The sequence below is a fragment of the Methanoregula sp. genome (genome assembly GCF_041645475.1).
In the GTDB taxonomy this organism is placed as follows: Archaea; Halobacteriota; Methanomicrobia; order Methanomicrobiales; family Methanospirillaceae; genus Methanoregula.
In genome coordinates this window covers 170,468-188,648 of record NZ_JBAZQA010000001.1, presented here as the reverse complement: position 1 = coordinate 188,648, position 18,181 = coordinate 170,468, and the positions used below count along the sequence as shown (strand labels likewise).

At 47.5% G+C, this 18,181-nt stretch carries 15 protein-coding genes; 3 read left to right on the top strand and 12 right to left on the bottom strand.

Annotated features, from left to right (window positions below; genetic code table 11):
• Genes WC598_RS00915 through WC598_RS00900 form a run of 4 tightly spaced genes read right to left on the bottom strand, consistent with a single transcriptional unit; the run spans position 1 to position 3,586 of the window.
• A complete protein-coding gene (locus WC598_RS00915) occupies positions 1–750 on the bottom strand; it encodes a cytidylyltransferase domain-containing protein (protein ID WP_372959583.1) in 750 nt (249 codons plus the stop codon).
• A 4-nt stretch (positions 751–754) separates the two neighbouring features.
• A complete protein-coding gene (locus WC598_RS00910) occupies positions 755–1,729 on the bottom strand; it encodes a radical SAM protein (protein ID WP_372959582.1) in 975 nt (324 codons plus the stop codon).
• Positions 1,730–2,659: an NAD-dependent epimerase/dehydratase family protein gene (locus tag WC598_RS00905; protein WP_372959581.1), complete on the bottom strand. Its 930-nt coding sequence runs from the start codon at positions 2,657–2,659 to the stop codon at positions 1,730–1,732. It lies immediately after the preceding gene.
• Positions 2,660–2,662: 3 nt separating this feature from the next.
• Positions 2,663–3,586 (bottom strand): phosphoglycerate dehydrogenase, encoded by a 924-nt coding sequence (locus WC598_RS00900; RefSeq protein ID WP_372959580.1) that lies wholly within the window; start codon positions 3,584–3,586, stop codon positions 2,663–2,665.
• 105 nt (positions 3,587–3,691) lie between these two features.
• On the opposite strand from WC598_RS00900, the gene WC598_RS00895 reads away from it, so the two are divergent.
• Entirely contained in the window at positions 3,692–5,530 is a 1,839-nt protein-coding gene (locus WC598_RS00895; RefSeq protein ID WP_372959579.1) for a hypothetical protein, read from the top strand.
• 51 nt (positions 5,531–5,581) lie between these two features.
• Here WC598_RS00895 and WC598_RS00890 read toward each other — a convergent pair whose 3' ends face one another.
• The 8 genes from WC598_RS00890 to WC598_RS00855 all read right to left on the bottom strand — a co-directional run bounded on the left by WC598_RS00890 (position 5,582) and on the right by WC598_RS00855 (position 16,639).
• On the bottom strand, positions 5,582–6,247 hold the full coding sequence (locus tag WC598_RS00890; RefSeq protein WP_372959578.1) for a cyclase family protein: 666 nt from the start codon (positions 6,245–6,247) through the stop codon (positions 5,582–5,584).
• Positions 6,241–6,930 (bottom strand): HAD family hydrolase, encoded by a 690-nt coding sequence (locus WC598_RS00885; RefSeq protein ID WP_372959577.1) that lies wholly within the window; start codon positions 6,928–6,930, stop codon positions 6,241–6,243. Before WC598_RS00885 ends, WC598_RS00890 begins: the two co-directional genes overlap by 7 nt.
• 30 nt (positions 6,931–6,960) lie before the next feature.
• Positions 6,961–7,914, bottom strand: a complete 954-nt coding sequence (locus WC598_RS00880) for a glycosyltransferase family 2 protein (protein WP_372959576.1) — start codon at positions 7,912–7,914, stop codon at positions 6,961–6,963.
• 92 nt (positions 7,915–8,006) lie between these two features.
• Positions 8,007–9,497, bottom strand: coding sequence for a radical SAM protein (locus WC598_RS00875; RefSeq protein ID WP_372959575.1), 1,491 nt, complete (start codon positions 9,495–9,497; stop codon positions 8,007–8,009).
• A gap of 251 nt (positions 9,498–9,748) precedes the next feature.
• Positions 9,749–10,681 carry an EamA family transporter gene (locus WC598_RS00870; protein WP_372959574.1) on the bottom strand — a complete coding sequence of 311 codons (933 nt, stop codon included), beginning with the start codon at positions 10,679–10,681 and terminating at the stop codon, positions 9,749–9,751.
• A gap of 279 nt (positions 10,682–10,960) precedes the next feature.
• Entirely contained in the window at positions 10,961–11,956 is a 996-nt protein-coding gene (locus WC598_RS00865; RefSeq protein ID WP_372959573.1) for an FkbM family methyltransferase, read from the bottom strand.
• A 472-nt stretch (positions 11,957–12,428) separates the two neighbouring features.
• Positions 12,429–13,994, bottom strand: coding sequence for a radical SAM protein (locus tag WC598_RS00860; RefSeq protein WP_372959572.1), 1,566 nt, complete (start codon positions 13,992–13,994; stop codon positions 12,429–12,431).
• 620 nt (positions 13,995–14,614) lie between these two features.
• A complete protein-coding gene (locus tag WC598_RS00855) occupies positions 14,615–16,639 on the bottom strand; it encodes a PGF-pre-PGF domain-containing protein (protein WP_372959571.1) in 2,025 nt (674 codons plus the stop codon).
• A gap of 313 nt (positions 16,640–16,952) precedes the next feature.
• On the opposite strand from WC598_RS00855, the gene WC598_RS00850 reads away from it, so the two are divergent.
• Entirely contained in the window at positions 16,953–17,507 is a 555-nt protein-coding gene (locus WC598_RS00850; protein WP_372959570.1) for an NADPH-dependent FMN reductase, read from the top strand.
• 205 nt (positions 17,508–17,712) lie between these two features.
• Complete coding sequence (locus tag WC598_RS00845) at positions 17,713–18,087, top strand: hypothetical protein (RefSeq protein WP_372959569.1); 375 nt, start codon at positions 17,713–17,715, stop codon at positions 18,085–18,087.
• The last annotated feature ends 94 nt before the right edge of the window (positions 18,088–18,181 follow it).

Here is an 18,181-nt window from a genome sequence, read left to right as displayed (position 1 = left end):
TCAACTCTCCTTTTTTCCCTGCCGGTATTCCTTGATCCAGTATTCCACCTGCGGCAACTGCCACCGGTAGTCCACGTCGCATCCTCCCCACTGCTTGAGGGGATAGATATTCTGGCCCATCCATTTCTGGGGGAGGAGCCCGTTTTCGATATGGTCAAGGCAGCGCGGACGCACAATGGATACACCCATATCCGCAAACCAGACATCTCCCTGTGAATCCCTGTCACAGTTCAGGGTTTTTGGATTCCCGAAGGTTTCGAACGGAACAAAGGGATGAAGCAGTCCGTCAGATCCGATCTTTCGTGCCCGCAGCGGGCTCCACATATTATACCGGGATACCGTGACTGCGGAATCATACTCGGGATTTTTACGGAGAACTCCGACACCCTCGTCGATAGTTTCCGGAAGGATTGTGGGTGAATTGCAGTGCATCAGGATGATCTGTTCAATGGATTTGTTTTCCTTTGCCAGTTCCTCTTTGATAACCTGGTAGCCGTGCACAAAGACATTCTCTCCGAGTGCCTTGTTTCCGCACAGTTCATCCGGGCGATCGATGATCGAAGCCTGATGCTTCCGTCCGATCTCCTTAATTTTCTCGGAATCCGTCGAGATGTAAACCTTGTCAACGGTTTTTGCCTCAACAGCTGCTTCCAACGGGTATTCCATCATGGGTTTTCCAAGGATGGGATAGATGTTCTTCCCGGGAAATCCCTGGCTTCCTTCCCTGCCAATGAGTAATGCAACGATCATGGTATCAGTTTCCTTGTAATTTCCGGATTTCGCTCTCCCGGTAAGGGCAACGATCACAGCGCTGGATCATGTGGGCATTGCATTCCCGGTGGAGGTTTCTGAACTCGTTTTGCCGGGCACTTGTCCAGGCATCGGCAATTGAAATATCACCGATCTTTCCAAACGAGTCCCATTCGAAAATGTCATGGATGCAGGGCAGGATCTTCCCGTCCCAGGTTATGGTCATCCGCTGCCAGAGCATCGGACATGCCCAGTCACTGTGTATTCCCCGGTGATCCGGGTTGCCTGCTTCGCTTTTCATGTCAAGATAGGCCACTTCATCCACTTTTGAGGCCCAGAACGCTGCATATTCGTTCTCTTTTCCCTCAAGTTCCGGTACGAGGACGGTCTGGATCCGGACCAGCGGGGATTTGAGGCCGAGCTCTTCTTTGATGCTTTTGAGAAGTTCCAGGTTGTGAACAACGGTCTCAAAGGTGGATCCGACCCGGTACTTCTCATAAATCTCTTTTGTATATCCCTCAAAAGAAACGGAGATCCGATCCAGCCCGGAATTCAGCAGATCCCGGATGGTCGGCTCGTCCAGCCGCAATGCATTTGTATTGAAATACACATCCTGGATGCCTGCATTTTTGGCATAGGATACCATCCGGGCAAGGTCGTTGTGCAGCAGGGGTTCGCCGCGAAACGTGAATTTGAGTGAGTTCAGTTCCTTTTTTCCCGCTTCATCAAGAATCCGTTTCCAGATCTTCTCTTCCATGAACCCTTTTGCATATTTGTTATACGTTGTTGCACAGAATGGACACCGGAGGTTGCAGGCATTTGTTGGCTCAACATCCAGGTGAAGGGGAAAATCCCCATACTGGCCGGTCTCCGGCCATTCGTTCCATTTCTTCCGGTAATCTTTATACCGGGCATCCTCTCTCTGCACGACACTGTGCCCTGCAATGGTATGTAAAATTGAATCAACTGCCTTTGCCATTCAGATGTCTCCCGGTTTTCCTGATTCCTGCTGATCAATCTCGTTCTGGACCGCCCGCAGGCAATCGAGAATCCCTTCGCTGATATCGATGTATTCCGACAGGTTGATTCGCGTGGCAACATCCGCTTCGAATGAATATGGCGTCATGACATAATGGGACTGAACCAGTTGCGGGTTGTAATGAATTTGTATCTTTTTGCCCACGATCTCCTCAAGCATAGCAAAAAGTTCTTTGATTTTTATCCGCTGATGCCCGGTGATCAGGACTGCTTTATTGGCAAATTCCTTTTCACTCGCAATCCTGACGGTCTCATGTGCGGCATCGTTGATATGGATATATTCCCGTTCTGATTCAGGGGAACTCATGTACGTGAATTCGCCGGTGGTGAGGACCGCCTTGCAGAGTCCGTAAATGAAGTTCCACTGATTTGATTCACGCCCGTAGAGGCTGCCATAGCGAAGAATGGTATATTCCAGTCCATGCTCTTCGTAATAGGTTTTACAGAGCGCTTCACTTGCCTGTTTTGAGACCCGGTAAAATGAGCCCTTTTTCCCGGCAGTATAGGCCGAGCTGGCATAGAGAAAGCGGGAAATGGCATGCTTTTTTGCAGCTTCAAGGCAATTCACGGTTCCCATCACATTGATCTGCATTGTCCTGACCGGCTGATGCCGTGACTCTTCAATATCCGCGATTGCCGCTGTATGGAATATGGTATTGCATTTTTTTACTGCACCATCCACCTGATCATAATCCAGGACATCGCCCTGGATATAGTCAATTAACGGGGAATTTTTCAGAGTGGGGTTCTGATCGAAAAAATCCGATGGTTCGGCAAGATCAAACACAACTGTTTTGATCTTTTGCTTTACCAGTTCGTTTACGATATGGTGCCCGACAAAGCCCGCACCACCCGTGACAAGAGCTCTCATTTGCTATTCCTCAAACGCCGTAATAATATTATTAACCGCTTCTATTTCCATCTGCTGTCGTGATTCATCCGTATTCGATGCAACGTGGGGCGTCATTACAACCTGGGGAAATTCAAGCAATCTTCCCGAATATGGCTCATGGGAAAATACATCCAGACCCGCTCCCGCGATCCGCCCGGATGAAAGTGCGTGGATCAGCGCAGGCTCATCAATGAGGGATCCTCTTGCGGTATTGATGACGACAGCGCCATTTTTTATCAGACTGAGTGACTCCGTATCCAGTAACGGCTTTTCGCTCTTATGAGGTGTCATATGGAGGGTCACGATGTCTGATGTTTCCAACAGCTGTTCCATGGAAGAACAGGCCTGCCAGGTTTCCGAAAGCCCGGTCATTCTGAACGGATCGTAATATGCGATGGTACACCCGAGTGCACTGGCAAGAGTGGCAACCCGGGTGCCGATCCTTCCAAGCCCGATTATTCCAACCCGTTTACCGGCAAGCATCCGGCCGGTCTCAACATGGAAATCCCCCCGGTGGATATTCGTGTTGTAGGCGGTGATTTTTTTCAGCAGATCCAGTATCAGTGCAAGGGTATGTTCTGCCACGGCCTGAACCGGCGCATCAGGGGTATTTTTAACGGCAATTCCCCGCTCTTTTGCGGCATCCAGGTCAATTGAATCCAGTCCGACACCAACCCGTGATATCACCCTGAGATCGGTTGCGGATTCAATAACCTGGCGGGAAAAGGGTTCCGTGCCGGCAATCACACCTTCAATGCCTTTGAGGATCTCAGACAACTCCGGTCCGGTCAGACGGTTGCCGGTTGTATTGATATACCGGAGACTGCAGGTTTTCTGGAGTTCCTTCTGGTTTTTAAGATTCAATCCAAACGATCGGATGGTGATTGCTATCGGGTGTTTTTTCATCGGGGAATGCCTCGGGCATGGTTGTTGCTGTGCTATAAAATGGATAGTGCACTTACTTATTTATCACGATAGAACCTTAATTTTTAAGGTAATTAAGGAATTGCGATGGGCCGAGACGGGAAGAGAAAAATTATCATATCGTATGCCGACGAGCACATAATACAGAATTTTTTAGCCGGCAATTCCAATCCGGGGGCTTTTTCCTGGCTCTATCTTGGGAAAAATGTTCCTCTCTGTCTCTCTCTTGAAAAAAAAATGCCCGGGCAATCCTCACGAATCGATATTGGCAACGATCTTCAGGATAGCGCCCTGCGGCTCCGCCAGGATTTTATTGATTATATCGGGCAGCTTTCCTGCAACGGAACCGGCGTGTCCTGGTGGTGGACCTCCTTATCCGAGAAAAATCCCTTCATTTCCAATGCCTTCCTCCATTTTTGTTATCTTGATGTTGCCGTAAGGGTAGCCCAAAAAGAACCTGGAAATCTCCTTATCCTCTGTGAGTCCCGGGGTGTTATGGCAGGTATCCGCGATGCCCTCTCCCATGATCCTGCAATCGACCTCGTCCTCCTGGATTCACCGATTAACCTGTATTGGAAGAAGAGCAGGATGCTGGTAATCTCTCTGGTAAAAATGGCATATTTTATCGTAAGGTGGAGTGTCCGTTCAATTCTCGCACGTATTTTTGGTCTGATTTGTTCCCGTTACCGAAAATCCTGGCCGCGGGAAAATGTGAGTCTTATTCATTCGTTAATCGACAACCGGACCTTCCGGAATGAAGGGAAATTTGACGATATTTTTCTCGGAAATCTTGGAACCCTGTTAAAAGAAAAAAACCAGAATGTGATGTACCTCTGCACGGTTCTGCCAACCCTGTTTTACCCGGTTGCCCTCACAAGCCTTTACAAAACCCGCGAAAAGTGTTTCCTTTTAGAGGAGTTCATCTCACCCCTTGATCCCCTTTTTGCGCTGGTTACCACCCATAACGGCTATCCGCGGATACCTTTTGCACCCCTCTTTCATAACCGGAATGTTGATCCCATTATTCAGGAAGAGATTCATGAAGATCTGTTGAACACCCGATCGGCCCAGACATTCCTCTATTACCGTGCTGGTGAGCGACTCGCAAGGAAGGTATGGATCTCAGTTTTTATCTATCACTTTGAAAATCTCATGTGGGAGAAGATGTTTTGCCGGAGTATCCGGAATACCCGGCCGGACTGCCGTCTTATCGGGCACCAGCATTCCCCGGTAAGCCCGATGGATATGATGTATACGCTTTCGAAATCGGAATTACCCGCTATTCCATTACCTGATTTAATCGTGGCAAACGGAGTCCGGGCACAAAAAACACTCGTTGATGCAGGATTTGATCCCGATCATATCATTATCGGGGGTGCGTTCAGATATTCTGCCCTGAAAACCTCGAGGAAACCTTTGCCAAAGGTAATACCTTACCCTGTACTGGTCGTCACTACGGATGATGTCAGCCTCTCTCTCGAACTGGTAACCAAGTGTATCCATGCATTCGGCGAGAAAAAGCAGTTTCATGTGACCATCAAATTCCACCCTACCCTCCCCCTCCGGAAGATTATGCCGTTTATTCCTCATCTTCCGGGAAATTTTGAGATACGGAATCAACCCATCGACATCCTGCTTTCAACCACACATCTCATTCTCTACACGGCGACAACCGTTTCTGTGGAAGCTCTTGCACAGAAAATACCCCTTATCCATATTCGTTCGGACATGGTAATTGACCGGGATATTTATGATGAATCAGATTCCATCCCGTCCGCTGCAACGCCAAAAGAGATCTACGACACCGCTTGTTACCTGCTCGAAAAAACCGACCCGGCACCTGCGGCATCGTCCCGGATCGCAGAGGAGTTTTTTACGCCGGTTACTGAAGAGTGTTTAACCCTCTTTTTCCCCCACACTTCATAGGGAGGAACGCGGGAGTTTGGGAAAGAGATTGCTGGAGGGAAGATCTGTTTTTTAAATATCGGCTAAAACCATGACCGGTGATCCATCCTCCGCCCCGAGAATCCAGGGATAGACATGGAGGTGAAAGGGCGTCACGGTTTCCGGCAGTGTGCGCAGGTCCGCATCCTCAAGAAGAAGAATGCCCTGATCTCCGCATAAAAATGCCCTGTGGCAGTCATGCCCCATTTTCCGGTGATCCGGCCGGGAAACTGACAGGATATCGATACCAAACAGCCGGAGGTGCGGATATGTATTCCTGAGAAATTCCGGAACATCCGGATGGACCCAGGGATGATTATCCCGATACTTCAACGGCTCCTTATCGCGGATATGACAATATCCCGTCCGGAGTATCAGTGCATCAATGTCCGTGATGTTCTGCAGTTGTTTACGGATGCAATCGGCAGTTATGCAGGTATCTGATCCGGCGGGAATGCTGATACAGATGGTTTTTTCATAAACCCCTTGTGTTTGCAGGCATTCTGCCAGGGTCTTTCCCGTGGGGCAGAAATGACGGGGAGCATCAATGTGAGTGCCGGAATGTGTCCCGAACGTGACAACACTGGAATTTGCTGAATCCCCGAACTCCATTGACCGGTTTTTTGTGATGGTAACCTCCGGATTCCCGGGATACAGCGGAGAATCTTGCGTTAACGGGTAGGAAAGAGGAATCAGCATGTTACATCCCTGATGTACCTGTCAAGATCCTGGAGGTTATTAATCCTGTACTCAATACCGGCCAATCCCATAAACCGGTCCGGTTCATCCTCCTTGATTCTCGCGATAAACCTTATGCCCGCTTCTTTTGCCGCACTATAATCATTCCGGGCATCTCCGACAAAGATGAATGTCGAGGGATCGCAGGAGGAGCGACTCGCAATATTTCTGAGATGAACCGCCTTTTTTTCCGGGGCCCCGTGAACACTTCTGAAATACCGGAGCAGGTTCCGCTCCTCAAATATCTCGAGCAACTCCCCTTCAGGTGTTGCCGAGACAACATGCAATGCCAGCCGGTTGTGATACGATTCAAGGAACTCTTCTGCCCCGACAACAAATGGTGATCTGACCACGTTCTGATGGACAAGTGATGCAAAATTATGGGAGAGCTCTTCAAACCGGCTCTCCGTAAGCGGTTGTTTCAAAATATCTGAGTAAATATATCGGAATTTATCATACCTTGACATTCCGCCGTTATTGAGATGATATGCAATAATCTCCTCTTTTTTTCCGGCAGCAAAGGAAAAAAGTTCAGCAAAGGCATCTGTTTTGACTGAAACCGATTCAAGGATCACGCCATCGCAGTCAAGAATTACGGTGGTAACCGGTCCCGGAGTTGTTTTTGGATCTTGTCTGAACATCATCACTGCCCCCTCTTTTGTGCACCCGTTTTTTTATGCCTGTTTTCTGAAATTCACATCAACCTGGACCATATCCCCTTTTATGATCCGGTACAGGCCAGTGATATTACCCGCAGCCAGCAAAAATCCGCTCCCATCCAGGTCCCGGATACTCTGCAGGATATTGATCAGAATTTCCCCAAAGGATGCCCAGAAAAAAAACAGGACTGAAAGTTCTTTGTTTTTTGTAACAAAATAGTAGCGATTGATAACGGCCATCATCCCCAGTTGTTTCTGTTTTGTCTTGTTGAACGGGGGTGGGTTGTGCGTTACTTTTGCGGAATGTATTCCGGCAAGCCGGTAGTGTTTTGACACCCGGTAACTGAAATCCGCATCCTCGTGATATGCCCAGCCGGCAAACCATTCATCAAAGGAGAATGTTTTGAAAAGTTCACGTCTCCAGACTGTTGCACCCCCGCAGAGCCAGTTACAGTCAACATCAGCATCCATGGGGAATATGGAGGTACAAAACCCGGATTTCAGTACTTTTCCCGGAACATCCCCATCAATTAAAAACAACTTCCGGATGAATGTGATGAGCTTCTTTTTTGGGGGGACATTGATAATATTGAACGAGGCACCTCCCATATCCGCAGGTGCCGTCTCAAAGAACGAGAGAAGAGCCTGGACGGCGGCCGGTTCCAGCTCAATATCATCATCCAGGTACCCGATCAGGGTGATATTTTTATCCAGGTGTGCCAGTCCGGCATTTCTTTGTTTTGTGAGGGATGGCGGGAAACAATGAACATAGATTGTATTGTCCGGAAAAAAAGCTTCAATCCGGCTCCTGATCGGGAGATCGCTGCCATCGACAATGATGGTCTGGTCGGGCAGGACATCCTGCATCTGGATGCTCCCAAGCAGCTTGAGCAGGATTTCCGGGCGGTTGCGTGTCGGGATAATAAGCGCGAACTTATTGCCGAATGGTTTTGACGTAAGGGGGTCCATTATTCCTCGTATTGGGGATCATCCCTGGAACTGTTTTTTTTGATTTGTCTGCTTTTTTTAACCATACATGATGGATAAAACAACACACGGGATCAGGAAAAAGGATCTTGGGAGGCTGTTTTCAAGGCTTCCTGCTCAAGCTTGTGACAGATCCCAAGCAGTTTTTTCCGCATGCGATCTCCCTCCTCTGTGGGGGTCTCAGCAATTTTCAGATCCTCGAAATATTTTTCCGGTAATTGTATATACAGATTAAATGTTCGTACCATTCCGGCGATCGTATCGGCGAATTCCTTTGGGAATTTTAAGACTGACTGCTCATCCTGATCCTGCGAGGAGGTATATGCCTCGTCACCCAGCAAACCGTTCTCCTTGCAGATGGTATAAAGGTCACATCCCCTGAATGGCGTGAATACACAGACATTGCTCTCCAGTCGCGGATTGCGCTCATATAACTGTCTGTTCAGGCGGATTGTATCGAAAACAAGTTCCCGGGTCTCAAACGGAAATCCGATGATGTTATTCAATGTGGCACCCATGCCCAGATCCCGCAGAATTTCCATCCGTTCAAGAAACAGCTTGTTCGTATATTTCCTTTTGAGAATGGTTGTCCGGAATTCCTCGTTCCCGTGTTCCAGACCAAGGGTGATCCAGAGTAACCCGATCTCCCGTAATGCCTCGAGCCGCTCTTTTGTTATTGTATCAATCCGGGTCTGAATCCAGAATGGTATTTTTATTTTCCGGTATTCGGTGATAAACGTCTGGAAATCGTCTTCTTTCATTGACAGGAAATTTTCTGTCGAGAAATAGATAAAGTCGGGATTGTGGACCTTGATCTCGTATTGGATATGCTCAATCAGTCTTTTTGCCGTGAGATGCCGGTAATATAATCCACAATCGTATTGCTTGAAAAATTTTCTTAACTGGGGTGCACCACAAAACGTGCACTGGTTCGGGCATCCCCGCGACGATGCGATATTGATCATTTTATACATTTTTCCCTGCATGGGTTTGTAGAAAAGACGGGGATCAAATTCCGTAAAATCGGGAAACGGGAGGGTATTGATATCAAGAAGTCTGGGCGGATCGTTTTTATGGATGACTCCGTCTTTCTTTACCCAGAGTCCCGTCACATCAGTATAGCCGGATTTTTGCGCGAGCCTTTCGCACAACTCATTGAGAATTGTTTCCCCTTCTCCAAGACAGACCATATCAATGGATTCTTCTGCGATAACAATATCCGGTGAAAGTGTTGGAAAAACTCCCCCGGCAACGACGGGTATGGTATTGAAGTGTTTTTTTATAAACCGTGACAGTTTCAGGCTCTGGTCATAGGTTGGTTCAACAATGGAGAATGCGATGAGGTGCGGCTGGTATTTCCTTATGGTTTTAAGAAGATCTTCTTCAACCGTTGTCTGGTTTACGGGCATATAATGATCTTCGTCCGTAATCGGCTTGGACATCAGGCGTTCGGTGCGGACGATGGTCTGGCTCTTTTCTTCCGTAGACCCATAAAATGCAGTATCAAAAATTTTTACCGAATGGCCATGGGCCTTTAAAAAAGCGCTTAATGATGCGAGCCCCATGGGAAGGCCGGTAATTCTAAAGCCCGTGGGATATATAAAAAGGACTCTTGATTTCATAATATCAGTGTTACATTTGCTGTGCACATTTTTAATTATGCGGACTATCCGTCTGAATAAAAAAATGTATTGTGGATTATCCGCGATAACCGGGTTTTTCTTTTTTTCCTCCGATACCATCAGGAGTTATTTCCTGTTCTTAACTGGTGCGGGGGTAAGAGATCGAAACGGCTATGGGCTGGCAGGATATCAGGTCATGGACAGAGAATGATCACCGCTGCACCGATGAACATCAGAGTTGATCCAACCAGTCTTGGTTTGATCTCTTTTTCAGCAAGCATGATTGTCCCATAGAGGACCATAAAAATTATGCTCAGCCGCTTGATCGCGATAACATAGGGGACAATCTGCAGGGTGAGCGCAATGTTGATGGAAGCTGCTTCGATAGCGATGAAGATCGCCATGAGTGGTATCAGCCACCAGTACGAATGCTTTGATCGTCTGTGGATGCTGCCATTTTGTTCATTCGGTGTATCAGCCGACGGTTTCGTTTGTCCTGAAATCAGGCTGCTGATCCGTGAGGAACCGGCCAGGATACAAAAAGCAAATCCGGTTGCAATGAGGGATAAGGCCATACCGAAAAAGGGATCGGAGTTGGTGATCACGATTTTATCGTAATTGATCGAGATCGAGAAGAGAAATGCTACGAGCAGCATGATTATGCTGCTACGGTTTTTTATCATTGAAAAAACAGGGTCTCGGAGACGGTTGTGGCTGCCGGCAATATTGAGCACATACGATCCACCAACAATGATACAAATGCCGGTAACCCCGGCAGCAGATGGCAGTTCGTACAGGAGGAGGAATGAAGTACAAATCAGGAAGACCGGCGTGAAGGACAGGAGGGGTGCCGACAGAGAGAGATCCGACGATTCAAGGACTTTGAATATCAGGCTTAAACAGACGATATTAAGGATCGTTGTTATTGCCACCGCAGGGAAAAAATCCGGCCCTGTCTGGGGAAAACCCTGGATTTTTGAAAAAACCAGTAACAGGCATCCCCCCATTGCAAAACTGGTCCCTGTCAGGATCCTTGGATCCAGGTGCCGGCCATATCTCTTGATGATAATGTAGTAAGCCGCATTCGAAGCAGCACCCATCAGTGCAAGAACCAGCCAGAGCATCATGGAGAATCTGAATTATACTATCCTGTAATGACGTATCGGTTTTTCCTTTTTAGATAATTACTTTCAGACTCAAACAAGAATATGGAACTGCCCTCATGGGAACTCATAGTAAAATTCAGGAAATTGTCATTATCCCTGTGGCAATCTGGCCAGATCTGCAGGACTTGATGATTATCCGGATTCCAGGGGTTGGGTGGCATCGCGTGTAGAACATTGATTCCATGAATGAACTAATAAAAAAAAGGGGGTTACCCCAAATGGATGATCCCCGGATCAGGATTAATTCCCCAATGACTGGTCGCCAAATGCCCACGTGGGATGCTCAATAAATCTTGACATTGTCATAAAAAACTGAGCAATCCTGCCACGACCTCTGAAATTTGGGATTTTCCTGCCATTGCGAATGATTGACTGCAACTGACTTTGGATATACTCTCCTTCAGCACTCTGGAACATTGAGGCCGAATGATCTAACAGTTGTAATGCATAATCATAATACCCGTAAATTAGACAAACCGAGATCGCTTTTACAATTTTTTCTTTTCTCCGGGATGCGTCATGATCTTCTGATACCTGCTGATAAAATGATTCAATATTTTTCAGGTAAAGTGCGTCGCCGACGATAAGCTGACCTTTGTCATTCCCGTATTTTTCCCCGATTGCACGTTTCCAGTAACCTCTCCTTATATCGAACAGTTCAAAGCCATGTCCCCGTAAATACTGGTCAACATCAGAGAAAACCGGCATTTCGTAACGTATCTGTGCAAAATAAACTTCAAGTTCGATACCGAAAATCTGCTCCGATAATGTGTTTTTTGCCCCATTCAGTATTGCTAATTCGTTCCCGTCGGTATCAATTTTCAAAAAATCAACATCCGTCTTGGGTCCATCAGACAAAATATGGTCAAGGGAATCAACAGTAATTTTTTCAAGGCCAATAACTTCAAGCCGTTCAGCTCGTGGAAACTGTTTTAACAACGCTGTTTTTGGTTTGTAAATGGATGAGGCAGTCTGTTGCCGGTAAAGGTTAAAATCAATTATATTTTTTTCTGAATGAACCCCGATGTTGAAATATTTTATTCGCTTATTATCTGCTGCGGCCAGCTCTTTATACGCCCGGGGATCCGGTTCAAATCCAATCACTTCAAGGGATTCTTCAAATGGTTGCCAGTTCGGGTTCAACCCCCCACTGGCCCCGATATCAACCAGTTTGATTGGATTTGTTGGAAAAAACTTTTTTGATAGATTATTAACAATTGCCCCGCTTTTTGTCATGAGAGACTAGTTTATTTTTTTATTATTTATTATGTACGAGACGATTAAAATAGCTGCCTGGATAAACCTGATCTTCCGGCTCGCTGATTTCTTAATTGTCTCCTTCCTATTTAACGACACATTAAATGAAGGAGATACTGTATCTTAGATCTCCGGTTGTCGGTACAACGTTGTTTTTGATTAGGATTTCAACAGAGCAGGCATTTTACTATTACCGGGTCTGATTGTTGTCCAAAATACAAATTCGGCATAACTCTTGCAGATCAATGCAGCCTTACTCCCTCACTGTAATGCCGGTTGAAATGAATCTCGACTCGCTCCATGCGACCGGAAGATATGTTGTTATCGAATCATAAGTACAAAAAAACATTTCGGATCCCGGTAAATACTACATACGAGAGTCTGATACGTTTTTGCATTGAAGGAAATAAGGAAACCGGTTAACCTTTTTTCCATCAACATAACTCATGGCTTATCTACCCAGATAATGTTCCTTGAATTTTTTTACGATCAGAGAAAAATTTCCTTTTTTTATGTAGTCAAAAGCACTGATACTATGAGAAATGATTACAGGTCTCCCAACTCCAAATATGGAATTAATAATTACCGATTTCACATGCAAATATCCCAGTATCAATACCGGAAAAATCCCTTTTGAAAAAACTGCCGTTTTCACCGTTTTGTCATTTTCATTGTTGGTTCCAATCAACCAGATTATATTTTTAAGGGCATTTAACCGTGAAACCGGAAATAATTTGGACCGGTATCTCCAGTTTTTCATTGTTTTTTCAATTAAATTTTCCATGTGGGATTCATCCGGTTTAATGATATTGTCCTGTATTGCCCGGTTCGTTAAAGGATAATTCGGGAAAAACTGCATTGAAAAGAAATTAATATGCAGAGGCTTTGGTAATTCATATAACAGTTTGATGGTTTCTTCCAAGTCTGCTTCAGTATCATAAGGTCCATCTAAAATCAAATCAAATTTTAGCGTTATGTTCCGCTTGACAATCTCTTTTGCAAGCGGGATAATCTCTTTATTGGTCCCTGGCCGGTTGTAGATCACATTTCGAACGTTATCTGATCCCGATTGGATTCCAAGATCAATGGTATCCAATCCGGCAGCGACAAGGGTGTCTAAAAGTTCTACATTAAGCAATTTCGGATGATATTCAACGTAAAATGGTAGGCCAATTTGAGTTGGATATTGTTTTATGAATTCATCCAGCCAGGTTTTATCAATGGAAAAAACTTCATCGACAAAAAGGATATATTTCGTGATCCCATTTGTTTTTTCAAGGAATTCTTTTATCTCGGAAATTACATTGCCAACCGATTTTCTCCTGACAAACATGCCGAGATCCTTATACAATGGTTTCATCAGGCTGTTGACACAAAATGAGCATCTCCATGGACAGCCTCTTGATGACTGTATCAAATATACGCTATTAGATAAGATTGGATCTTTTTTTGATGTTGAATTATTCTCAATAAAAAAGAATGCGTCACTTCCATACAAGGGAGTTGGGAGCGAGTCAAGGTTCTGGATTAGCGGACGAAGGGGATTTTTAACGATTTTGTCATCCGTTTTGACCCACAAATTGTTGATGTCACAATACGACTCATTTTGCTGGATTTTTGTTACAAGATCAACTATCGCGCCCTCTCCTTCACCAACACAGACAATGTCTGCTTCGTTGACACAACTTTCTGGATAAATCGTGGGATGGATCCCGCCCCAGATAATAATAATATCCGGTTGCTGCTGTTTTATCAAAGATGATAATTTTTTTGCTACAGAAAAATAGGGGGATAGTACGGTAAAAGAGACTATTGTTGGATTCAATTCGCGGATCTTTTCCAAAAATATTTTCTCTTCGATCGTAGTCGGATGGTCAAAAGTATTTACCTCACAATTTTTCAGAAAAACCGAGTACGTTTTTACATCTGGTTTTTCTCTTTCAAGTAATGGATGCAAGATCCGTACAGGAAAATTTTGGTACGAGTATAATGCAACAAAAACAACTACCGTTTTCATACGTATTCACCGCATCATTTTTTTGTTATTATTGCTGGAAGGGAATCACATATTCATGATTTTGAATGTGATTATTTCTGATAAAAATCTGAAATTATACAATTTCATTATCTGTGACTATAATCATTTATAGAAATATTCATGTATATATCATATTCTATGTTATTCGCGGTATTGTACAAATCGCAAATCCGATCAGTGATTGTCCAAATGAGCCTGAATTCTGGTGGAATTATGTCATACAACTCCCCTGCAAAAATTAACAATCATCTGATATAGGACTTATGCACATTCTCCAGAAAAATTAGAGTGCGTATTTTGGATGAGCCAGATCGTCCTGTATGGGAGATCTGCCAGCAGGAATCAGGGATTTTTTAAAAACCCGGGAAGTATCCTTTCAGCGGATCCGGGCAGGTGCCCGGTCTTTGCAAATGTGCTGCAATCCGTCCTGCGGTGCCACGACCCGCACAAGGCTGGACCGGGCTAAAACATACTTTGGGGAGCTGGCAAGCCGCCCACGTATCAACGGGGGTCACAAGGTACGGGGATGGGACTCCTCTCCGGTACGTGCTTTTCCTATTCACAAACAGATTACGGGTTCCGGAAAACAAGAGGACGGTTTATCTCTTCTGATCATAGTTCCGGAACAGCGCCGGGTTCTGTCTCCGGATCCACCAGCGCCGGATCAGGAAAACGGCACCGGCAAGCACCAGGATGATCACAGCACCCGCCGCAATGGCAGGAAGCGGGACGCCGGATGGTGGCGGGGATGCCGGTACGGCTGTTGTCTGCCGCACGACAGGTGCCGTTGTTGTGTATGACGGAATTTCGGACCGCGTCGAAACCGGTGTCAGATCTTCGATAATCCCCGTGGAGGCAGATGCTGTCTGGTTCCCTCCGGTCCCGGGTGTTGCGCTGATCGCGTACAGGGAGAACCCCGTACTTACAGACGTGAACGTAACCTCCCCCTGCGCTGTGGACCCGACCGTTGTCGGCAGGGCTGTCCATCCGGTGCCGGTGTAATGGTACATCACAATATCCTGCGGGGTCAGGTGGTGCTCCGCGAAATACGAGTCCGGGATGGTGAAGATTATCGTTGCACCGGTGATGGTCGTATACCGGGCCGGGACGAGACTGATATACTCGTATATGCGGCCCGGGGCAGGGGAGACACCTGCGGGTAGAGACGACTGCACTGTACCGGTGACGATCAGATCGGCAATCCCGGTGCCGGTCACGTCAACCCGGCTTACCGCAGAGTTCCCGCCAACGTTCACTTCCGTTGTGGAAGATTGCCGGGCTGCCGGTTCCGCATGCGTTGCCGGGCCGTTGTCAGATCCACCATCAGTGGGGGGATCTACGTAGGTGTACTGGTTGGCGGGTGAGCGTGTGGAGGTGCCATAGGCATTGGTAACGGTGATGTGAACGGGTCCGGCATTCCCGGCCGGGGCAATAGCGATCATCTGTGAATCGGTATCAGCCGTGCTGAATGTATACGACGTTGCCGGGGTGCTGCCGAAAGTTACATTCGTTGTTCCGGTGAAGCCAATGCCCGTGATGGTAACTGCAGTACCGCCGGCAGCCATGCCGGAACCCGGTGAGATCCTGCTCACGACCGGGGCTGCGGTGTTTGCCGCGAACTCCGGATTCAAAAGAAAAAACGTGTTCTGCTGGATGAATGTACCGGAACTATTCAGTTCCGCATCATAATTCAGGCTCATATTCAGCCGGAACGTGCCATCCGTCCGGTTTGTGGTTGTGCCCCAGCTGTTCACAACAAGCCAGTACGGGAGGAGCGGATCCGTGGTATTATAGCCTACGATAACAATGCCATGTCCTCCGCCATATTCCTGCCCATTGTATGGTGACGGGTCAAACTGAGACTCGTTCAATCCATACCTCCAGAACCTGGAGAAATCAGTCCATCCGGCTGAAGGTAATCGCATCGAATAATAAATGGCTTTATGCGCATCCAGGGCGGCCCTGATATTTGTAATGGCGGTGGAGTTCCCCACCCCTTTGGTTGAAATAACCGAATACGACACTGAATTCAGGGTGTAGGCGGGAGAAGTCGCAATGGTACTGATGGGTACCTTTGTTGAATAATCGGGATTTGGATAATAATCGCCATACGATGCATTTGTATTTGTCCAGGGGATGGGAGACTTGTCGGTAGAATACCAGTCTGAAAACCTTGATGCCGATCCCCCGTCGCACGCAAAGTCTCCCGTGTCATTCTGGAATTTTGAGTTGAAGTACTGGATGGAAAGCCGGTCCCAGACCGAATTGTTCAGGGAATGCTCGATCTCAATGACCCCGGTCGATGCCCAGACCCAGCAGTTTCCGCACTGCCCCTGGTTTCTTTCTGACGGGATATACGGAAGATCGGGAAGAAGGCTTACAGAACCCGGGGGGGATGACCGAAGACGCCGCACGGGTGCAGAATATTTTGGCGCTGCATCGATTTGTCTCTGCTCCTCCAGCAGCTGCTCGTGCGTGAGATGCATGACCGTATACGTTTGCGGATCATCAGGTGTTGTTTCAGCACGAACCGTAACGCCAATACCGGCCGCGACTGCCAGCACCAGAACAATGCACAGTACGAATACGAGCCTCTCCGCACCCCCCCGGAACGAGTTAATCACGACATCCCACTTCCACTAACCAGATAGTTGTTCCATGTATGATGTGATAATCCCAACGTGTATCCGCAGCAGAAAAATAATGCCCGACAGACAAACCTGTTGAACGCGCCGGGTTCATCGGGGCGTCAGATGCCGGAACGCCATTATGATGCTCTCCAATGCATCCTTTCCTGGAGTGAATGACGATTCCCCTCACGGCATTTTTTTATGTGGGATGGAGCCCGGCCCGACATTTGGCCCGGTGCCTGTTACGGCTACAATCAATTATATGAAGATGGGAGTGAACACGGATACTTGTCAAGAGAGATGATGTATGCACCACTACCAGATCGCCATTATTGTCGGGAGCCTCCGGAAGGATTCGTTCAACAGGAAACTTGCATCAGCTATCGTAAAACTTGCGCCATCGGATTTTTCCCTTACGATGGTGCAGATCGGCGACCTTCCCCTGTACAACCAGGATGACGATGAGAACCCGGCTGAGCCCGTACGGAGGATGAAGCAGGAGATCCAGGCCGCTGACGGCATTCTCATTGTGACACCGGAGTACAACCGTTCGATCCCCGGTGTGCTCAAGAATGCCCTGGATCAGGGGTCACGACCTCCCGGTCAGAGCGTGTGGGCGGGAAAACCGGCCGGCATCCTCGGCATTTCTCCCGGTGCAGCCGGCACCGCCATGGCCCAGCAGCACCTGCGCAATGTCCTCTCGTTCCTGGATGTTTCCGTGCTCCGCCAGCCGGAAGCCTATCTCCAGGTCCGTGAAGGGATGTTCGATGATGCCGGAAATATCGGTGAGGCAAGCAGAAAGTTCCTGCAGAACTGGATGGATCACTATATCGCGTGGATAGAGAAGCACGGGGAACAATGAGCCGGTAGGGTATATTGCAAAAGCAAGGAGTCCGAATTGGAGAACCAGATACTTCGTCTTTTCTACCAGAGCGCCTGTTCTGCCATCTTTCATGGGGGGATACCGGCGACAATGACAACGACGCCGATACCCGCAAACACATAAAAAAACCCTGCGAAAACAAAGAAACGCTTATCCCCGACTGCTCCCTAGGGTCAAAAAGAGTATGGTGCAGAAGAAACGGATCGCAATCACGACCGCTGTTGGAATCCTGACCGGCGCCTGGTGTGCCGGCAGCCTGCTCATCGCTGCACCCCAGGGAATCGTGCCGGAGACGTGGTTCATGCTGATGATCTTCTATTCCCGGGTCCTCCAGGGCATAGTTATCGGCTTTGCCGATGGGATTTGCTTGCACCCGGTTCTCCGGGGAGCCGGGCTCGGCGCATTGTTCAGCCTCCTGCTCTGCATTGTCCCGGCATTTGCCCACAATTATTTCGGTGCAATAATGCTCTTTGTCTTCGGCATTATCTACGGGATTCTTGCCGATGGCATTGCCAGCTGGGCAGTCCGGCGGGAAGAGCGTTCCGTTACAAAAACGTAGTGTTCCCGGGGAGTACTGGAAAACCGGATGCGTGCAGGGCCCGGAACAATTCCGGATTCGGGGGATTTTTGGCAGGGACTTAATGTTCTTTAGA

What these genes read in the sequence shown, in the direction of transcription:
- WC598_RS00915 (WP_372959583.1), bottom strand. Translation starts at nt 750, where the DNA reads ATGATCGTTGCATTACTCATTGGCAGGGAAGGAAGCCAGGGATTTCCC.
- WC598_RS00910 (WP_372959582.1), bottom strand. Translation starts at nt 1,729, where the DNA reads ATGGCAAAGGCAGTTGATTCAATTTTACATACCATTGCAGGGCACAGT.
- WC598_RS00905 (WP_372959581.1), bottom strand. Translation starts at nt 2,659, where the DNA reads ATGAGAGCTCTTGTCACGGGTGGTGCGGGCTTTGTCGGGCACCATATC.
- WC598_RS00900 (WP_372959580.1), bottom strand. Translation starts at nt 3,586, where the DNA reads ATGAAAAAACACCCGATAGCAATCACCATCCGATCGTTTGGATTGAAT.
- WC598_RS00895 (WP_372959579.1), top strand. Translation starts at nt 3,692, where the DNA reads ATGGGCCGAGACGGGAAGAGAAAAATTATCATATCGTATGCCGACGAG.
- WC598_RS00890 (WP_372959578.1), bottom strand. Translation starts at nt 6,247, where the DNA reads ATGCTGATTCCTCTTTCCTACCCGTTAACGCAAGATTCTCCGCTGTAT.
- WC598_RS00885 (WP_372959577.1), bottom strand. Translation starts at nt 6,930, where the DNA reads ATGATGTTCAGACAAGATCCAAAAACAACTCCGGGACCGGTTACCACC.
- WC598_RS00880 (WP_372959576.1), bottom strand. Translation starts at nt 7,914, where the DNA reads ATGGACCCCCTTACGTCAAAACCATTCGGCAATAAGTTCGCGCTTATT.
- WC598_RS00875 (WP_372959575.1), bottom strand. Translation starts at nt 9,497, where the DNA reads ATGGGGCTCGCATCATTAAGCGCTTTTTTAAAGGCCCATGGCCATTCG.
- WC598_RS00870 (WP_372959574.1), bottom strand. Translation starts at nt 10,681, where the DNA reads ATGATGCTCTGGCTGGTTCTTGCACTGATGGGTGCTGCTTCGAATGCG.
- WC598_RS00865 (WP_372959573.1), bottom strand. Translation starts at nt 11,956, where the DNA reads ATGACAAAAAGCGGGGCAATTGTTAATAATCTATCAAAAAAGTTTTTT.
- WC598_RS00860 (WP_372959572.1), bottom strand. Translation starts at nt 13,994, where the DNA reads ATGAAAACGGTAGTTGTTTTTGTTGCATTATACTCGTACCAAAATTTT.
- WC598_RS00850 (WP_372959570.1), top strand. Translation starts at nt 16,953, where the DNA reads ATGCACCACTACCAGATCGCCATTATTGTCGGGAGCCTCCGGAAGGAT.
- WC598_RS00845 (WP_372959569.1), top strand. Translation starts at nt 17,713, where the DNA reads ATGGTGCAGAAGAAACGGATCGCAATCACGACCGCTGTTGGAATCCTG.